15 protein-coding genes and 1 pseudogene are annotated in these 16,083 nt (G+C 58.8%); all 16 read right to left on the bottom strand.

Annotation, left to right across the window (positions count from 1 at the left end; all coding sequences use genetic code 11):
* Nucleotides 1–851: pseudogene (gene fliI / locus PMI30_RS24520) on the bottom strand (flagellum-specific ATP synthase FliI); the annotation flags it as partial.
* Nucleotides 841–1,650: a flagellar assembly protein FliH gene (gene fliH, locus PMI30_RS24525; RefSeq protein WP_008006651.1), complete on the bottom strand. Its 810-nt coding sequence runs from the start codon at nt 1,648–1,650 to the stop codon at nt 841–843. The pseudogene fliI and the gene fliH, both read right to left, overlap by 11 nt.
* Nucleotides 1,651–1,657: 7 nt before the next feature.
* Nucleotides 1,658–2,677, bottom strand: a complete 1,020-nt coding sequence (fliG, locus tag PMI30_RS24530) for a flagellar motor switch protein FliG (protein ID WP_008006649.1) — start codon at nt 2,675–2,677, stop codon at nt 1,658–1,660.
* The gene (gene fliF, locus PMI30_RS24535; protein ID WP_008006647.1) at nt 2,670–4,457 is read right to left on the bottom strand and encodes a flagellar basal-body MS-ring/collar protein FliF; all 1,788 of its coding nucleotides are present in this window, start codon (nt 4,455–4,457) and stop codon (nt 2,670–2,672) included. Before fliF ends, fliG begins: the two co-directional genes overlap by 8 nt.
* Nucleotides 4,458–4,471: 14 nt before the next feature.
* Nucleotides 4,472–4,801: a flagellar hook-basal body complex protein FliE gene (gene fliE / locus PMI30_RS24540; protein ID WP_008006646.1), complete on the bottom strand. Its 330-nt coding sequence runs from the start codon at nt 4,799–4,801 to the stop codon at nt 4,472–4,474.
* Nucleotides 4,802–5,145: 344 nt separating this feature from the next.
* A complete protein-coding gene (locus PMI30_RS24545; protein ID WP_008006644.1) occupies nt 5,146–6,531 on the bottom strand; it encodes a sigma-54-dependent transcriptional regulator in 1,386 nt (461 codons plus the stop codon).
* Between the two features lie 5 nt (nt 6,532–6,536).
* A complete protein-coding gene (locus tag PMI30_RS24550; protein ID WP_162130598.1) occupies nt 6,537–7,742 on the bottom strand; it encodes a sensor histidine kinase in 1,206 nt (401 codons plus the stop codon).
* A gap of 128 nt (nt 7,743–7,870) precedes the next feature.
* On the bottom strand, nt 7,871–9,346 hold the full coding sequence (locus PMI30_RS24555) for a sigma-54 dependent transcriptional regulator (RefSeq protein ID WP_007894189.1): 1,476 nt from the start codon (nt 9,344–9,346) through the stop codon (nt 7,871–7,873).
* Nucleotides 9,347–9,518: 172 nt separating this feature from the next.
* Nucleotides 9,519–9,815: a hypothetical protein gene (locus PMI30_RS24560; protein WP_008006639.1), complete on the bottom strand. Its 297-nt coding sequence runs from the start codon at nt 9,813–9,815 to the stop codon at nt 9,519–9,521.
* 10 nt (nt 9,816–9,825) lie between these two features.
* Nucleotides 9,826–10,221 carry a flagellar export chaperone FliS gene (gene fliS, locus PMI30_RS24565; protein ID WP_008006637.1) on the bottom strand — a complete coding sequence of 132 codons (396 nt, stop codon included), beginning with the start codon at nt 10,219–10,221 and terminating at the stop codon, nt 9,826–9,828.
* Nucleotides 10,222–10,352: 131 nt separating this feature from the next.
* Nucleotides 10,353–11,783 (bottom strand): flagellar filament capping protein FliD, encoded by a 1,431-nt coding sequence (gene fliD / locus PMI30_RS24570; protein WP_008006636.1) that lies wholly within the window; start codon nt 11,781–11,783, stop codon nt 10,353–10,355.
* Nucleotides 11,784–11,865: 82 nt separating this feature from the next.
* Nucleotides 11,866–12,231 carry a flagellar protein FlaG gene (locus PMI30_RS24575; RefSeq protein ID WP_008006634.1) on the bottom strand — a complete coding sequence of 122 codons (366 nt, stop codon included), beginning with the start codon at nt 12,229–12,231 and terminating at the stop codon, nt 11,866–11,868.
* A gap of 73 nt (nt 12,232–12,304) precedes the next feature.
* On the bottom strand, nt 12,305–13,156 hold the full coding sequence (locus PMI30_RS24580) for a flagellin domain-containing protein (RefSeq protein WP_008006631.1): 852 nt from the start codon (nt 13,154–13,156) through the stop codon (nt 12,305–12,307).
* Between the two features lie 255 nt (nt 13,157–13,411).
* A complete protein-coding gene (locus PMI30_RS24585; protein WP_008006629.1) occupies nt 13,412–13,681 on the bottom strand; it encodes a hypothetical protein in 270 nt (89 codons plus the stop codon).
* Nucleotides 13,678–14,970 carry a motility associated factor glycosyltransferase family protein gene (locus tag PMI30_RS24590; protein ID WP_008006628.1) on the bottom strand — a complete coding sequence of 431 codons (1,293 nt, stop codon included), beginning with the start codon at nt 14,968–14,970 and terminating at the stop codon, nt 13,678–13,680. Before PMI30_RS24590 ends, PMI30_RS24585 begins: the two co-directional genes overlap by 4 nt.
* A 97-nt stretch (nt 14,971–15,067) precedes the next feature.
* Nucleotides 15,068–15,994 (bottom strand): ketoacyl-ACP synthase III, encoded by a 927-nt coding sequence (locus tag PMI30_RS24595; protein WP_007894181.1) that lies wholly within the window; start codon nt 15,992–15,994, stop codon nt 15,068–15,070.
* Nucleotides 15,995–16,083: the final 89 nt, after the last annotated feature.

The following is a 16,083-nucleotide window of genomic DNA, read 5'->3' as shown; positions in this document are numbered from 1 at the left end:
GTTTCGCCGATGGCCAGGGCGATTTCCCGCTGGGCCTGGGCGAAACGGGTCAGGGAATCCATGAGCAACAGGACATTCTTGCCCTTGTCGCGAAAGTACTCAGCGATCCGCGTGCAGTACATGGCCGCGCGCAGACGCATCAGTGGTGCGTCGTCCGCCGGCGAAGCCACCACCACCGAACGCTTGAGCCCTTCTTCACCGAGGATGTGCTCGATGAACTCTTTAACTTCACGACCCCGCTCACCGATCAGCCCGACGACTATGATGTCGGCTTCGGTGAAGCGGGTCATCATGCCCAGCAGCACACTCTTGCCCACGCCAGTACCGGCGAACAGCCCGAGCCGCTGACCGCGACCGACCGTCAACAAACCGTTGATGCAACGGATGCCCACATCCAGTGGCTCGCTGATCGGCTCGCGCTTGAGCGGGTTGATGGTCGGGCCGTCCATCGGCACCCAGTCTTCAGCCTTCATCCCGCCCTTGCCATCCAGCGCACGCCCGGCGCCATCGAGCACCCGCCCGAGCATGCTCATGCCCATGGGCAGACGACCGGTATCGGCCAAGGGAACCACGCGCGCGCCTGGCGCGATGCCGGCAACGCTGCCGACGGGCATCAGAAAAACCTTGCTGCCAGAGAAGCCCATGACTTCGGCTTCGACCTGCACCGGGTGATAGCTGTCATCGTTGATGACCATGCAGCGACTGCCCATGGCGGCGCGCAAGCCTTCGGCTTCGAGGGTCAGGCCGACCATGCGCAGCAGGCGACCTTCAAGGATCGGCGCACCGGCAAGCAGCGTGGCCTCGGCGTAACCGCCCAGGCGCTTGGCGAAGCTGGTGCGATCAAGGCGCATCGGCAGCGTCCGGTTCTGGCTCGACCGGGGTAACCGAAGGCTTTTCGTCAACCGGCAGTTCCAGGCTCATATCCGGCGCGGCCGGGTGCAGTGCCTGATCGTGCAATTGATCGAACAGCTTGGCCATGACTTGGGTAACACGGGTTTCGATGGTGGCGTCGATCCGACTGTGTTCGGTTTCGACCCGGCAACCGCCCGGCAACAAGGACTCGTCCTCGACGATGCGCCAGGTTTCTTCATGGCGCTCGCGCAGGGCTTTGACCTGTTCGAAATCCTGCGGGTTGACGTACAGCCGCACATTACCCACGCCGAGCGGCAAGAGCTTGAGCGCTTCGCGCATGACGTGTTCGATCTGCGTCGAGTCGATGGCCAGTTCGCGCTGAATCACTTGTTTGGTGATGTGCTGCACGAGGTCGACCAGCGACTTTTCGATCTGCGTATCTTGCTCGGCAATCGGCTCGAACAGATTGGCCATCAGCTGTTCCAGGCCAGCGATCTTGGCCGTCAGGGCCACTTCGGCTTCCTGACGGACCTTGAGCGTGGTGCTGTGAAAACCTTCTTTCTCGCCAACGGCGAAGCCTTCGTTGTAGGCCTCCTGGCGAATGCTTTCGAGCTCTTCGAGAGTCAGTGGCTGGACTTCTTCCAGCGGCACTTCTTCCATTTCCGGCGGTTCAGGCTCCGGCTCCGGCTCGGGTTCCGGCACAAACGGGTCGAAGCTGGGCAACGACCAGATATCGAAACCACCGACGTCCTTGGCACGGATCAGGTCGGTATTGGACTCATCATGTTTGGACGACATAGTGACCTTAGATCATCTCTTCGCCGCCCTTCCCGCCGAGAACGATTTCTCCGGCTTCGGCCATACGGCGGGCAATGGTGAGGATTTCTTTCTGCGCCGTTTCCACGTCGCTGACGCGCACCGGGCCTTTGGCCTCGAGGTCGTCGCGCAACAGTTCGGCCGCCCGTTTGGACATGTTCTTGAAGATCTTTTCCTTGACGCCTTCGTCCGAACCCTTGAGCGCCAGTACCAGCACGTCGGAGGACACTTCGCGCAGCAACGCCTGAATCCCGCGGTCGTCGACATCGGACAGGTTGTTGAATACGAACATGAGGTCTTCGATCTGACCGGACAGGTCTTCGTCGACTTCGCGGATCGAGTCCATCAGCTGACCTTCGATCGAGCTGTCGAGGAAGTTCATGATGTCGGCCGCACGCTTGATGCCACCCAGGGTGGTGCGCGAGGCGTTCGAGTTGCCGGAGAACTGCTTCTCGAGAATCTGGTTGAGCTCTTTCAGAGCCGCTGGCTGCACGGTGTTCAACGAGGACACTCGCAGGATGATGTCCAACCGGACCTTGTGGTCGAAGTTGCCCAGCACTTCACCGGCCTGATCCGGATCGAGGTACGCCACCACGATCGCCTGGATCTGCGGGTGCTCGTAACGGATCACGTCGGCGACAGCGCGTGGCTCCATCCACTTCAGGCTGTCGAGGCCACTGGTGTTACCGCCCAGCAGGATTCGGTCGATCAGGCCGTTGGCCTTGTCCTCGCCCAGGGCCTGGGTAAGCATTTTGCGCACGTAGTCATCGGAGCCGACGCCCAGGCTGGTCTGGTCGCCGACGATGTCGACGAACTCGCTCATCACCTGTTCGACCTGCTCGCGGTGCACGTTCCCCATCTGGGCCATGGCCACACCCACACGCTGGACCTCTTTGGGCCCCATGTGACGCAGCACTTGCGCGGCGTCGGTAGAACCCAGAGACAGCAGCAGAATCGCGGCTTTGTCGACCCGGGACAGTTTGGCGGCAACGGCTCGGTTATCACTCATCTGCGTTAATCCACTCTTTCACGACCTGGGCCACGCGACCCGGATCTTCTGCCACCAGACTCTTGATTGCGTTCAACTGTGCGTCATAGCCTTCGCTCGGGCTCGGCAGCAGGATGCTGGTCGGGCCACCGAGGCTGACGCGGTCGTTGGCCAGTTCGCCGTCCAGGCCGCCCATGCCACCCAGTTCCATGTCGCTGCCAATGCCGGCCAGTTGCTTGTCTTTGCCGCCGCCGGTGATGTTGTTGAGCACCGGACGCAGCACACCGAATACCAGCACCAGGATGAACAACACACCCAGCACTTGCTTGACGATGTCCCAGAACCACGGCTGGGAGTAGAACGGAATCTCGGCGATCACTTCGCCACGCTCGGCGGAGAACGGCATGTTGATCACGCTGACACTGTCGCCACGGCTGGCGTCGAAACCGACGGCGTCCTGCACCAGGCGAGTGAAGCGCGCCAATTCATCGGCGCTCCACGGCGCACGTGTCGTTTCGCCGTTGGCCGCGTTGACCTTGACCTGATCGTCGACCACCACCGACACCGACAGGCGATTCAATCGGCCCTGCTGCTGCTTGGTGTGGCTGATCGAACGGTCGAGCTCGAAGTTCTTGGTGGATTGTTGACGCTTGTCCGCCGGGTACGGCGCCAACATCGGCTGGCCGGTAGCCGGGTCCATGATTTGCTGACCGTTGGCATCGATCAACGGCTGACCTGGCTGAACCATGCCGGCTGCCGCGGTGCTGCCACCCGTGGTTTGCGGTGCGGAGGCCGGCGATGGCGGCTGGTTGCTCAAGGCACCCGGCACACCTTGCGGGCCATTGCTGGCGGTACGTTGTTCGTTGACCGACTGCTCGCTGCGCAATGCCGGTTGATCCGGGTTGAACTGCTCGGCAGTCGACTCGACTGCGTTGAAATCCACGTCGGCCGAGACTTCGGCTTTATAACGGTCGTTACCCAGCACCGGTTGCAGGATGTTGTGCACACGCTGGGTCAGCATGCTTTCCATGCGACGGCTGTAATCGAATTGCTTGCCGGCCATGGTCAGTTCGGAGTTTTCCGCCTGATCCGACAGCAGGTTGCCCTTCTGGTCGACCACGGTGATCTGCGACTTGCTCAGTTCGGGAACACTGGTCGCCACCAGATTGATGATGGCGACGACTTGGCCCGGCTCCAGCGAGCGACCGGAATAGAGTTCCACCAGTACAGAAGCGCTTGGCTTGCGTTCATCACGCACGAACACCGAGCTTTTCGGAATCGCCAGGTGCACGCGGGCACCCTTGACGTTGTTCAGGCTGGAAATGGTCCGGGCCAGTTCGCCTTCGAGGCCGCGACGATAACGGGTCGCTTCCATGAACTGGCTGGTACCCAGCCCCTGCTCCTTGTCGAGGATCTCGAAACCGATGTTGCCGTCGCTGGGAGTGACACCAGCGGCCGCGAGCTTGAGCCGCGCACGGGACAGGTCATCGGCCTTGACCAGCAAGGCACCGGAGTTCGGTTCAACGGTATAGGGGATGTCGGCCGCGGCCAGGGTTTCCATGACCTGCTTGGCGTCCATACCGGCAAGGCTGCCGTACAGAGGCCGGTAGTCCGGCTGCTGGGACCACAACACCACGGCAAAACCAATCGCCACGCTCGCAGCCAGGCCGACCAACAGGCCCACCTGACGCAACATGGTCATCTCGGAGAGGTTTTCCAGGAAAGACAACCCGAACAGCGGCGGTTTACCGTCTATCGGAGTGGCCTTGGCCGGAACATTATCGGCGACTGCTTCTGCCATGACTCAATTCGTCCTTAAACCGGCATCTGCATGATGTCTTGGTATGCCTGAACCAACTTGTTGCGCACTTGGGTCAACGCCTGAAAAGACACGCTGGCCTTCTGCGAAGAAATCATCACGTCCGTCAGGTCGACGCCGCTCTTGCCGATCTCGAAGGCACTGGCCAACTGACTGGACGCCTGCTGGGTGTCGTTCACTTTATTGACGGCCTGACCGAGCATGTCGGAAAAGCTGCTGCCACCCACTTCAGGGACTGCGGCAGTCGATTTCGGCGCAGACATCGCATCCATTTGCATGGAGCGCATGTCCAGCATCAACCGATTGAATTCAATACCTTGGCTCATGGTTTCTCTCTTTGACGAAGCTACGTCTTTGGCTACCCGCAATTTTTTGACACTCACTCGGCGGGCAGTGAGGTATTAGCAACAAGGGTGCCAGCTCCGTGGCCGCGCCGAACAAAAGCCTTCCAGGCTTTGCATTAACCGCAAAACATTGGGGAGCAGCCTTTGTGGCGAGGGGGCTTGCCCCCGTTCGGCTGCGCAGCAGTCGTAAAAATCCGAGCACACAACAAACCTGCATCCCTCAAAAAGAAGGACCGCTTCGCGCTCCATCGGGGGTGATGTGGCATTCCGACGAGCCCCCTCACCACAGGCCCCCACATTTGGATCGGTGTTGCTTGCGTCAACTTTCAGGTGGCGAACAAGTACGCTTCCACATCCATTCCGGCGTCGCGCATCTGCGCCAGCTTGTAGCGCAAGGTGCGCGGGCTGATGCCCAGTCGCTCGGCGGCTTCTTTGCGACGGCCGCGCTCAGAGCGCAAGGTGTCAATAATCATCTGGAATTCACGGCGCCGCAGGTCATCGCCGAGGGCGCCCGCCGATTCGGCTTCAACTTCTACTGCGCGCACGGGCGTCGGCGCCAATGTCGGCAACGGCGCGCACGCCACAGGCCCGGCCAGGCAGAAATCCTGCGGCTGGATCAAGCCACCCTGCTGCAGAATCAAGGCACGCTGGATCGCGTTATCCAGTTCACGCACGTTGCCCGGCCACGGATAACCAATCAGGCACGCCTGTGCCTCGGGCGAGAGCTTCGCCGCGGCGTGCTTCATTTTATTGACGTGTTTGGCCAGCAGTCGCTCGGCCAGCGGCAGGATATCGGCGGTGCGCTCGCGCAACGGACGCCAAGCCAGCGGGAACACCGACAGACGATAGTAAAGGTCTTCACGAAAACGCCCCGCCGCCACTTCAGCGGCCAGGTCTCGGTTGGTGGTAGCGACCACTCGGATGTCCAGCGCGATCGGCTTGCGTGCGCCAACTCGCTCGACTTCACGCTCTTGCAGTACGCGTAGTAACTTGGCCTGCAGGCCCAAGGGCATTTCGGAGATTTCATCGAGCAGGATCGTCCCGCCATCGGCCTGCTCGAACTTGCCGGCCTGCGCCGCGATGGCGCCAGTAAACGAGCCCTTTTCGTGACCGAACAAGGTGGCTTCGAGCATGTTGTCCGGGATCGCTGCACAGTTGATCGCAATGAACGGCTGACTGGCGCGGTGAGAGTGTTGATGAATGTAACGCGCCAGCACTTCCTTGCCGGTCCCGGACTCACCGGAGATCAACACCGTGGAATCACTGCGCGCCACCCGCGCGGCCAATTCCAACAGTTGCGCACTGGCCGGCTCGAACGCCACAGGCCCCTCGCTCTCGGCCGCGCCAAGATTGCCCAGCGCGTGACGCGCCACCAGATCGAGCAAGGCTTTGGGCTCGAACGGCTTGACCAGATAATCGGATGCGCCCTGACGCATAGCATCGACCGCTCGCTCGACAGCACCATGAGCGGTCATCAGCAGCACCGGCAGCTGGGGCTGACGAGCCCGCAGCAATCCCAGCAGCTGATGACCATCCATGCCCGGCATGTTGACGTCACTGAGCACCAGGCTAAACGCCTCGGCACCGACAGCCTCCAACGCCTCTTCCGCCGAACCGACCGCCGTGTAGTCGTGCCCGGCAAGCAATAGCGTATCGGCCAATGCTTCCCGTAGCGCGCGGTCATCCTCGACCAGTAAAACCTTGATGGCCATGTCCTTCACTTCGCTCCCCGAGCGCTGGGTTGTTCACCAGAAAAAAGCGGCAAGATCACCTGCGCGCAAGTGCCGCGACCCGGCCGCGAGCGCAACAGCAATTCTCCTTGATGAGCACGGGCGACTGCCTTGACCACGGTCAGGCCCAGGCCGGTGCCGGTGGTTTTAGTGGTGAAAAACGGCTCACCCAAACGCGCCAGCACCTTCGTGTCGATGCCGCTGCCGCTGTCGCTGACACACAAGCGCAGGTTGTTGCCGCGGGCATACAGGTGAACCTTCAAACGGACATCGCCGGCACTCGCCTGAATGGCGTTCTCGATCAGATTGAGGATCGCCCCGACCAGGGTGTCGCGATTGCACAACAACTCACCGGCATGACTGTCGCACTGCCAGCGAATCGGCAGGTCCTGAACGTGGGTCAGCGCTGCCGCTTGCAGCGACTGCATCAGCATCTTGGGGGTCACGCGATCGGTCAACGGCAACTCGCCGCGAGCGAACACCAGCATGTCGCGAACCTGGTGTTCCAGCTCATGCAAGCGCTCTTTCAGGCGACCGGCAAAACGCTGTTGCGTGGCGACCGGCAACTCCTGCTCAGTCAAATGACTGGCATAGAGCAACGCAGCGGACAACGGCGTGCGAATCTGATGAGCCAACGACGCGACCATACGGCCCAGAGACGACAGGCGCTCATGACGAGCCAGTTGATCTTGCAGATGACGGGTTTCAGTCAGGTCGTTGAGCAGCACCAACTGACCGGGTTCGGCATCCAGCGAGCGCGTGGCGATCGACAGACGCCGACCGTCCTTGAGAGAGATTTCGTGACCGTCATCCTCGCGCGGTGCAAAGCATCGGGCAATCACATGACGCCACAACTCGCCTTCGAGCGGCAGACCGAGCAGTTCACTCGCGGCGGGATTAGCTTCGCGCACGATACCTTGGGCGTCGATGACGATGACGCCACCAGGCAACAGATCGAGGAGATTTTGCAGACGGTTGGCCAGGCGTTCTTTTTCCGCCAGCTCCTGCATGCGCTGAGCACTGACCACAGCCAGCTCGCCCTTGAGCTCGGTGACCCGGGCTTCGAGCATGCTGTAGGAATCGGTCAATTGGCTCGACATCTGGCTGAACAGCGCAAACGCCTGCTCAAGGCCAAGCCGGCTTGCCTGCTCTACGGACGACGGTTGCCCCGAAGCATCTGGGACAGGAGACATCTGGGCGGCTGGGGGCATCGTGCTCTCTCGCGTGGTTGACCGTCAGTTAAACGGAACGTTGCGAGGGACGTAGCAATACCCGTGCCTAAAAAAAACCGCCTATAAATGAAGGAGTTGAAAAACAGGCGTCAATCATCCGCCTGTTCATCACCATCACGACGACTCATGCCGTACTTGCGCATCTTCTCCACCAGCGTGGTACGACGAATCCGCAGCCGTTCTGCCGCCCGCGCCACGATGCCATTGGCATCATCCAGCGCCTGCTGAATCAACCCTTGTTCCAGACCGCCGAGGTAGTCTTTCAGGTCCAGGCCTTCCGGCGGCAACAGGGCATTGGCGGTGAAGTCCGGGGTATGACCATTGATGGCCACCCGCTCTTCGAGATCACTGCGCAAGCTGTCGACCAGTTGCTCGTCTTCGTCATCGACGTAGCGGAATTTCTTCGGCAACTCGACCACGCCGATCACCCCGTACGGATGCATGATCGCCATGCGTTCCACCAGGTTGGCGAGCTCGCGAACGTTGCCCGGCCAGCCATGACGGCACAGCGACATGATCGCCGCCGAGTTGAAACGGATCGATCCGCGCTTCTCGTGCTCCATGCGCGAGATCAGCTCGTTCATCAGCAGCGGGATGTCTTCGACGCGTTCGCGCAATGGCGCCATCTCGATCGGGAACACGTTCAAGCGATAGTAGAGGTCTTCGCGGAAAGTGCCGATCTCGATCATGCTTTCGAGATTCTTGTGGGTCGCCGCAATGATCCGCACATCGACGCTTTGGGTCTTGTTGCTACCCACGCGCTCGAAGGTGCGCTCCTGCAAGACGCGCAGCAGCTTGACCTGCATCGGCAGCGGCATGTCGCCGATTTCGTCGAGGAACAAGGTACCGCCATTGGCCAGCTCGAAACGCCCGGCACGACTGGTGATCGCTCCGGTGAAGGCGCCCTTCTCGTGGCCGAACAATTCGCTTTCCAGCAACTCGGCCGGGATCGCCCCGCAGTTGACCGGAACGAACGGCGCGTCACGACGCTTGGAATGGTAGTGCAGATTACGCGCGACCACTTCCTTGCCGGTCCCGGACTCGCCGAGGATCAGCACGCTGGCGTCGGTGTCAGCGACTTGCTGCATCATCTGACGGACGTGCTGAATCGCCCGACTGGTGCCGACGAGGCTGCGGAAAAGATTGGGTTCACGGTGACGACCGCGCTCACGGGCCTGGTCATACATCTCACGGTAGACCTGGGCACGGTGCAGCGAATCGAGCAATTTGCTGTAGCTGGGTGGCATTTCGAGGGTCGAAAGCACTCGGCGACGCTGGTCTTCCGGCAAGTCAATGGAAGAATTATCGCCCATTAACAAAACTGGAAGGAACTCATCCCAGGTTGAGAGTGTCTTTAACAGGCCCAAAAGTGCACCAGGAGCATTTACCGTCCCGATGAGGACACAGATTACTTCACGACTTGATGACAGAGAGCCGACCGCCTGCTGCCAGTCATGGCTGCCACAGGGTAAATTTTCTTCGCCGAGAAAATTTAAAATCACCGCCAAATCGCGGCGGCGGACGCTATCGTCATCAATCAGCAGAATTTTGGTTTCACGCCACATGCAATAGCAACTTCCCTAGTCAACTCAATGCCCAAAATGAGGGGCAAGCTAGACGCTTGCAGACACGTTATGCCTGTAGACGCCTGAAATCTGGAACCAGCCACTAGTTAAGTCAAAAAACCGTGCACAGTCAAATTTATGGCGCACTATGTTTGGATTAACTGAGGGTTAACTAACCAAACAGATGGTAAACCTTTGCCGCGCTCTGCGCTTGGTGGATCTGCGACATCTCGTCGACTATCGCCTGGCGCTCCCCTGTCGCCGCCTCCAGAAGCTGTTTATACACCCCCAGCAACTCCTCAAGGTTGTCGCGCAACGCGGCCTCGTCCACCGAAGCTTCACTCAAGACGTCTTCCATGCAGGAACGGCAAGCCAGGTCCAATTCACCAATGGCTTCCCAGTTGCGCTCGGCCAATGCCCCTACGAGGGCATCGCGGGTTTGTTCGATTCGCTGCAAGACAAGACTCATGGTGATCTCCTTAAAACTGCGGACCCGGCTCGGCGATAGCGTCCCAACCGTCTTTGACGGTGCGAAGCAAATCGGCGACTTCGTCGAGAATTTTTGGATCGGTCTTGATGTTGGCCTCAGCCAGACGCTTCATCATGTAGGTGTAGAGGTTATCCAGCTCAGTCACCGAGTCGGCCTGATTTTCCAGGTCCAGACCTTCACGCAGACCACCGATGATGCCGATGGCCTTGCCGATCAGAACACCCTTGTTCGGAATGTCCTTACGCTCCATCGCGCCTTTGGCCTGGGCGATACGATCCAGGCCGCCTTCCATCAGCATCTGCACCAGACGATGGGGGCTGGCTTCGGAAGTTTGCGCCTGAGCGCCAATCTTCTGGTATTGGCGAAGGGCTAACATTGGATTCATGTTGTACCTCATCAGAATTCTGTGGTTCGTATAAGCAGTGTATCGACGACGCGTCAAAAAACTTTAGATTCAAAAACCAAAAGCCCGGAGCGTGAAAACGCTGCCGGGCTTTTGGCACTCTGAGCTATGGCCTATGAATTGTTTTGTTGGGCAGTGATGGCCTCAAACATGGACGTGATGTTGCTCGCAGTCGCCTTCAGCTGCCCCACCAAGGTATCCATGGCATTGTACTTTTTGGTCAATACCGCCGTCAGAGTTTCGATCCGGCGATCAAGCGCAGCCTGGTCATCTGACAGTTTTTTCGCGGTAAGGCTGAGATTTTTAGTGCGCGTCGTGAGGATGGCCTCAATTGCATTAGCACCGCTACCGGTACCCTCGGTATAAGGTTTGATCGCATTATCCATGCGCTCAAGCAAACCGTTGTCACCGGTAAACAGCGTCTGAACCTCACCACCCAGCTTCTTGTCATTCATTGCGGCGGTGAACTTCGTGCTATCGAAATTCAAAGTACCTGTCGTCTGATCAGTACTGATACCCAACTGAGAGAGCACGGTGAGCTTGTCGCCAGCACCGGTTTCGGACAACGGCCCCCGTATAGCCGCCAGCACTCCGCGCGGCAGAGAGTCGCCGGTCAGCGCTGCCGCCACCGTCAAATTGCCATCTGCATCCGCCGTAGCCTTGGTCAGTGAGGTGACAGCCTTGGCAACAGCATTGTAGGCATCGACGAATTTCTGGATCGACGCCTTCAAACCATCATTGTTGGACGCTACGGTCACGGTCGATGTGCCGACCGTGACCAAGCTCAAGCTCAGCCCGGAAATCGTACTGTCAAGGGTGTTGGAGTCGCTGGTCATCGCCAGGCCGTCGACAGTGAACGCCGCATCCTGGGCCAGACCGCCGATGGCGCCCGAAGAAGTGGCAGTCGGCGTGGCGGCCATTTCGACCGACCCATCGATTTCCAGGCCAGCGATACCGCTGGCTGAAATATCGGAACCCACACCCGTGGTGGAGGAACCCAGCACCAGACGCGAGCCGAAACTGTCGGTCACGATGTTGGCGCTCAGGCCGCTGGCCTGGTATTGAGTGTTGATCGAGTCACGCACCGATTGCAGGGTGGCACCCGCCGCGACAGTGACCGGATAACTAGTGCCATTTTGGGTAATGGTCAGCGTGCCCGCCGGGATCGTGCTGGTAGCACCATCGGCAAATGCAGCAGAGGCCACTTTCGAAGAAGTGGCCAGCTGGGTGACCTTGACAACGTAGCTACCGGAGACAGCCGTGTTACTGGACGTAGCGGTCAGAACGCTTGTACTGGAGGATGTAGCGGCAAACCCCGAGAACTTTGGGCTGGTCGTACTGCCCAAATCATCCATCGCAGTCTGAAACGCCGCCAATACTGATTTCAGGGTACCGATGCCGGAGATACTCGACGTGTTTTTCGTGGTCGCACGGTCAATCTGACCCTGCTTGGCGGCTTTGTCCGCCTCGACCAAGGCTTTGACGATAGAACTGGTATCAAGGCCAGAACCTAAGCCGGTGCCCGGTAGGATAATACTTGCCATGCGTAACTCCCTTCAGTGTGTCGTCGGCCTTTTGACCACTACAACGCCCAAAAGAACATAACAACAAAATTCGTGCCAGCTGTCAGACTTTTGCGCTGAACAACAGGCTGCTTGCATCATTCAAACTGTTCGCCAGCTTGAGGACTTCTTCGTTGGGGATCTGACGGATCACCTCACCGGAGTCACTGGCAATCACTTTTACCACTACTTTGCCTGAAGGCTCATCAATCGAGAACTCCAGGTTACGCTTGACCGACTGAACGAACTTTTCGATTTCCTGAACGGCCATCTTCAGTTTTTCCTGTTCGGTCTGATTGCTTTTACCTTCTTCCTTGACGGCAACCACTGGCGCAGTTTCCGCTTGAGGCTTTTCCGCAGGCTTATCGGCAACAGTCGTCGCCTGCTGGGCCGCAGGATAAGACAAGTTCAGCTTGACGCTCATATCCATGTCCATCACCTCTTAAATCGAAAAAGCGAGAGAGCGCGACATGCACACTCCCTCGCCAAAACTTACTCAGCTATTACTGAAGCAGTTTCAGTACAGCGGATGGCAGTTGGTTGGCCTGGGCCAGAACTGCGGTGGAAGCTTGTTGCAGAGTTTGTTGCTTGGTCAGCTGTGCAGTTTCAGCAGCGAAGTCGGTATCTTGTACGCGACCCAGTGCAGCAGCGGCGTTTTCGTTGATGTTCTGCAAGTTGGAGATGGTGCTGGTCAGACGGTTTTGTGCAGCACCGAGGTCGGCACGAGTGGAGTTGATGGTCGCCAGAGCCGCATCGATTGCCACGATAGATGCGGCGGTGCTGTTTTCTGCGGTGGTGCTATCAGTACCGGTGATGGCAATAGTGCCACTAGCAACGCCCAGAGTTGTAGCGTCCGTGCCGGCAGCCAGAGAGATGGTGATCTGGTTGGTCGCACCCGTGTTGGAACCGACCTGAAAAGTCATGGTACCGGCAGAGCCGTCGATCAGGTTCTTGCCGTTCAGGTTGGTCGAGGCGGCGATACGAGTCAGTTCGTCCGACATCGAAGCGAATTCTTTGTTCAGAGCGACACGGTCAGCAGTACCGTTGGAGTCGTTTCGCGATTGAACAGCCAGTTCACGCATACGCTGCAGAATGTTGGTCTGTTCCTGCATCGCGCCTTCAGCGGTCTGAGCGATCGAGATACCGTCGTTGGCGTTTTTGATAGCCATGGTCTGACCACGGATCTGCGAAGTCATACGGGTAGCGATTTGCAGGCCGGCGGCGTCGTCTTTGGCGCTGTTGATTTTCAAGCCGGAAGACAGGCGAGTCATCGAAGTCGACAGAGCATCGGAAGCGCGGTTCAGGTTTTTCTGAACGTTCAACGATGTAACGTTAGTGTTTACTGTTAAAGCCATGACGAATTCCTCGTTGGTTGGGTACTGCGGCTTCCGGCCCTGGCAACCGCCGGGTATGGCCTAGAGAACCTTCGTAATAGTTATCGTCGGGATCGCAACTTGCTTTAGGGGATTTTCAAAAAAAATTGCCATCACGTTGCCACCCCCCGTAATTCAAGGGTTTGCCAGCATCAGAGCAGCGGAAAAAATGACGCCAGGGAAATGCCGGTGACGGAAATGGCGAGGACTCGCCTGCACCGGCGCAAGAGAAATTGCTTAAATGGACAGACTGTCGCGCAGCAACCGGACCAGTTCGTATTCAAGGTAGTCCGCCAGTGCCAGCCAGTTCTGCGCCTCCTGGCACTCGAGCATCTGGCCGAGCAACAGCACCCACTGCTGCTGAACTATCTGCGGTGTCAGATCGAAGGACGGGAGCACGACACCGATCAGCTCGATCATCGCCAGCCCCGCTTCTACATCACGCCCCAAACGGAACAAAGCGGCACAGTGCTGTGAGTCGACGACAAAGGATTCAAGCACGCTCATAACGCCAACTCCGGATGAAAAACCGTACCGGCGATCATCGCCCCTGCCCGGCTGCTGTTGTAGAAGCGCACCTGAGGATGCCCTGCGATAAATCGCTCCATTTCACACAAGTAACTGCGGAAATTGAGCTGGGTTTTGATGCGTTGACCATGACCATCGAGCACCCAGTGTTTGGCCGCGCCCAGTTGTGGCCCTAGGTCGCCATCGTTCCAGCCAGCATGGGTCTTGTCGTTTGGGAAGGCGAAATCGGCGCCGAACAGGGTGATCTGCGCCGCTCCCATCTTCACCGCCAGGTCCACCGCCGGATGAATCACGCTGCCACCGACATACAGTTCACCCTTGGGCCATTGTTGACGCATCTCCTGATAGATAGGGCTGGCGGAATAGCCGGCATACCGCAGCCCTTGCCAGGCTGCCAGCACCTGAGGGTCGACCATGGGCATGTACGCCAGGGTAATGTCGGCCGTACCCTCAGGCGGCAGATGCCGGGCCGAGATGCGCTGGTCGATGCTGACCACCACATCGGGGTGGATCCCGTGATCGAGCAGCGGTCGGTAGGCTGTATCGACACAGATGAACAACGGCCGCTCAGCCTGATAGCGAATCGCGCGCAAGGCCTCAAAGTGCTGCTCAAGGCTCGGCCCCGTGGCAATGACGAACACCTCCTGCCCCTTGCGCGAGCCGAACAACTCGGCCACATCGCGATCAGCCCGAACCAGCTCCAGACTCGCCTGCAAGCGCTCGACTATGTCCGGGGCCTGAGGGTCGAATTCACGGTTATTGAAGGTCAGGTGGGTTTCGCTGATCAACCGGTCACGGATTTTCGCATTGAAGTCATCGGCCAGCACCAGCTCGGACGGCAACGCGAAGAACGGCAGCTGGATTTCCGCCAGATCGCCGGCATACAACAGCTCGACTCGCGGATCACTGAGCCACTGCTGTTGATCGAGCAGTTGCAGCACCAGCGCAAACACCGCGCCGTTGAGGATGTGTACGTACAACCGTTCAAGCCCGGCACGCTCCAGCAACACCAGTTGCAGGTCGCCAAGCCCGGTGCCGTAGACATGCACCACCGGACTGTCGATGGGCAGGCTGTCGGCCTGAAGCCTGGCCTCGCGGGTGCGGTCATGGCGACTGGTCAGCTGGATACCGTTGATGCTCAACGTCGAGCCCAGGCCTTCGACCAGATCGGCCTGCAACAGGCTCGCATCCTCAACCAGCAAGCGCGCAGACAGCAGTGGCCAACGGCGCTGTATGACCTCGGCGTTGCGCTCAAAGAACTCGCTCATGGAGCCTCGCTTTTCATTCGGGCAAAAAAATAGCGTTCAAGGTTACACCTTGAACGCTTTTTTTTGCCTGGCTTTCTTTGACTAAAAGAGCCGGGATTCAAGGGCGATAGATGATCGCCGAACCCCACGACAATCCAACACCAAAACCACTCAGCGCAACGCGCTTCCACTTCGAGTCCAGCACATGTTTTTCCAGCAGCAACGGAATGCTCGACGACACGGTATTACCGGTTTCGACCATGTCCTTGATGAACTTCTCAGGCTCACCCTCGAAACGCCGCGCCACGGCGTCGACAATTGCCGCACTGCCCTGGTGAATGCAGAAGGCATCGATATCGTCAGCCGTCAGCCCCGAGTCAGCGAGCAACTCATGCAAATGCGCCGGCACTTTGAGCAGCGCGAAGTTGAAGACCTGACGGCCGTTCATGAAGAACACCCCGTCGGAAACCTTCAGGTGCGGCGCGCCGGAACCGTCAGTGCCGAACTTGGCCTTGCCCAGCTGCCAGGGTGCGTCTTCGCCCATCCAGGTGGCAGTGGCGGCATCGCCGAAGAGCATGGTGGTGTTGCGGTCTTCCGGATCGACGATCTTGGAGTACGGATCGGCGGTCACCAGCAAGCCATTCTTCAGGCCCGCGGCTTCCATGAAACCCTTGATGGCGTAAATACCGTAGACGTAACCGGAGCAGCCCAGGGAAATATCGAACGCAGCCACGGTCGTCGGCAGGCCCAGTTTGTCCTGAACGATGGCGGCGGTGTGTGGCAGGCCTTCTTCGTCGCCGTTCTGGGTAACGACGATCAGCACGTCGATGGCTTCACGCTTCAATTCGGGATTGTTGGCGAACAGCGCGTTGACTGCTTCGACACACAGGTCCGAGGTTTCCTGACCGGCATCTTTACGCGGCAGGAAGGCCGAACCGATCTTGCCCAGGATGAATTCTTCATCCTTTTCGAATTTTGCACCTTGTGCGTAATTGTCCACGCCGGCTACAGGAACGTAGCTCGCAATGCTCTTTATGCCAATCATTACGGCTTCCCAATAATAAACAGCCCAATACCACCGCTCGCAAGGAATCGAGGGGCGCCGACAAACAACGAATAACGTCGCCCTCAAGG

This window comes from Pseudomonas sp. GM50, from assembly GCF_000282375.1.
GTDB lineage: Bacteria > Pseudomonadota > Gammaproteobacteria > Pseudomonadales > Pseudomonadaceae > Aquipseudomonas.
Note: the sequence above shows the minus strand (reverse complement) of the source record. Positions and strands in the feature narration are given on the sequence as shown.

What these genes read in the sequence shown, in the direction of transcription:
- fliH (WP_008006651.1), bottom strand. Translation starts at nt 1,650, where the DNA reads ATGTCGTCCAAACATGATGAGTCCAATACCGACCTGATCCGTGCCAAG.
- fliG (WP_008006649.1), bottom strand. Translation starts at nt 2,677, where the DNA reads ATGAGTGATAACCGAGCCGTTGCCGCCAAACTGTCCCGGGTCGACAAA.
- fliF (WP_008006647.1), bottom strand. Translation starts at nt 4,457, where the DNA reads ATGGCAGAAGCAGTCGCCGATAATGTTCCGGCCAAGGCCACTCCGATA.
- fliE (WP_008006646.1), bottom strand. Translation starts at nt 4,801, where the DNA reads ATGAGCCAAGGTATTGAATTCAATCGGTTGATGCTGGACATGCGCTCC.
- PMI30_RS24545 (WP_008006644.1), bottom strand. Translation starts at nt 6,531, where the DNA reads ATGGCCATCAAGGTTTTACTGGTCGAGGATGACCGCGCGCTACGGGAA.
- PMI30_RS24550 (WP_162130598.1), bottom strand. Translation starts at nt 7,742, where the DNA reads ATGTCTCCTGTCCCAGATGCTTCGGGGCAACCGTCGTCCGTAGAGCAG.
- PMI30_RS24555 (WP_007894189.1), bottom strand. Translation starts at nt 9,346, where the DNA reads ATGTGGCGTGAAACCAAAATTCTGCTGATTGATGACGATAGCGTCCGC.
- PMI30_RS24560 (WP_008006639.1), bottom strand. Translation starts at nt 9,815, where the DNA reads ATGAGTCTTGTCTTGCAGCGAATCGAACAAACCCGCGATGCCCTCGTA.
- fliS (WP_008006637.1), bottom strand. Translation starts at nt 10,221, where the DNA reads ATGAATCCAATGTTAGCCCTTCGCCAATACCAGAAGATTGGCGCTCAG.
- fliD (WP_008006636.1), bottom strand. Translation starts at nt 11,783, where the DNA reads ATGGCAAGTATTATCCTACCGGGCACCGGCTTAGGTTCTGGCCTTGAT.
- PMI30_RS24575 (WP_008006634.1), bottom strand. Translation starts at nt 12,231, where the DNA reads ATGGATATGAGCGTCAAGCTGAACTTGTCTTATCCTGCGGCCCAGCAG.
- PMI30_RS24580 (WP_008006631.1), bottom strand. Translation starts at nt 13,156, where the DNA reads ATGGCTTTAACAGTAAACACTAACGTTACATCGTTGAACGTTCAGAAA.
- PMI30_RS24585 (WP_008006629.1), bottom strand. Translation starts at nt 13,681, where the DNA reads ATGAGCGTGCTTGAATCCTTTGTCGTCGACTCACAGCACTGTGCCGCT.
- PMI30_RS24590 (WP_008006628.1), bottom strand. Translation starts at nt 14,970, where the DNA reads ATGAGCGAGTTCTTTGAGCGCAACGCCGAGGTCATACAGCGCCGTTGG.
- PMI30_RS24595 (WP_007894181.1), bottom strand. Translation starts at nt 15,994, where the DNA reads ATGATTGGCATAAAGAGCATTGCGAGCTACGTTCCTGTAGCCGGCGTG.